Raw genomic sequence first — 977 nt, 5'->3', positions numbered from 1 at the left:
ATGCTGGGGGGCTGTCAAGCATCGAGCCGGCGCGCTTGTCGTGACCTGGGATTTATAATATGAGTATCATCATATAAAAACAGGAGCCCGCCGATGACGATGCTCGATGCCGCTGCGCGACCCGATCTCACAGGCCTGTTTGCGGCCGCGCAACGCCGCAGCCGCACTGTCGACTGGCAGGAGCCGGGGCCGGTCGCACGCGCCGCGATGACGATGTCGGGCCTCGAGGTGATGCAGGCGATCCGCGACGGCCGGTTGCCGCCGCCGCCGCTTGCGCGGCTGATCGGCTTCAAGATGGCCGAAGTGCATCCCGGCCGGATCGTGATGCAGCTCGATCCGGACCAGAGCCTGGAGAACACCGCGGGTCTGCTCCACGGCGCGATTGCAGCCGCGCTGCTCGACACCGCGATGGGCTGCGCGATCTCGACGCGCCAGCCGGCCGGACAGGGCTCGGTGACGATGGATCTGAAGCTCAGCTATCTGCGGCCGCTGTCGGTCCGGTCCGGCACGATCATGGCCGAGGGGCGGGTGGTGAAATTCGGCCGGCAGTCGAGCTACACCGAGGGCTTCGTCTATGACGGCGCCGGCAAGCTGGCGGTGCACGCCACTGCAACTTTTGCGATGCTCGGGGGACAGCCTGCTGCGGCGCCACATCCGCACGATTCCTGAGGTGAACCGAAACTTGAGGCAGACGCCCGCGTTCGGTGTCATAATATGATCCTGAACATGGCATGGATCGCCGATGCGCTATTCGAAGGAACATAAGCAGGAGACCCACGACCGCATCGTCCGGCGGGCGTCGGTGAAGCTGCGCGAGAAGGGCGCCCACGGCATCGGCGTCGCTGATCTGATGAAGGACGCGGGCCTCACCCACGGCGGGTTCTACGCGCATTTCGCCTCGCGCGAGGCGCTGGTGATCGAAGCGTTCAGCTACGCTATGGACCGCCCCACCGAGCGCCGGCGCCAGCTGGCGGGGG

Annotated in this window: 2 protein-coding genes; both read left to right on the top strand. The window is 66.1% G+C overall.

Translation table 11 applies throughout. The annotated features are described in order from the left end of the window. The first annotated feature begins 93 nt into the window (after positions 1 to 93). Complete coding sequence (locus DYI24_RS27155; protein WP_164574522.1) at positions 94 to 669, top strand: PaaI family thioesterase; 576 nt, start codon at positions 94 to 96, stop codon at positions 667 to 669. A 73-nt stretch (positions 670 to 742) separates the two neighbouring features. Next, positions 743 to 977 (top strand): TetR/AcrR family transcriptional regulator (locus DYI24_RS27150; protein WP_164574521.1); only part of this gene is annotated, 235 nt, incomplete at its 3' end.

Origin of the sequence: Rhodopseudomonas sp. BR0C11 (assembly GCF_010820945.1) — a bacterium.
GTDB classification, from domain to species: Bacteria; Pseudomonadota; Alphaproteobacteria; order Rhizobiales; family Xanthobacteraceae; genus Rhodopseudomonas; species Rhodopseudomonas palustris_H.
The sequence above is the reverse complement of the archived record's forward strand: the minus strand, read 5'-3'. Positions and strand labels throughout refer to the sequence as shown.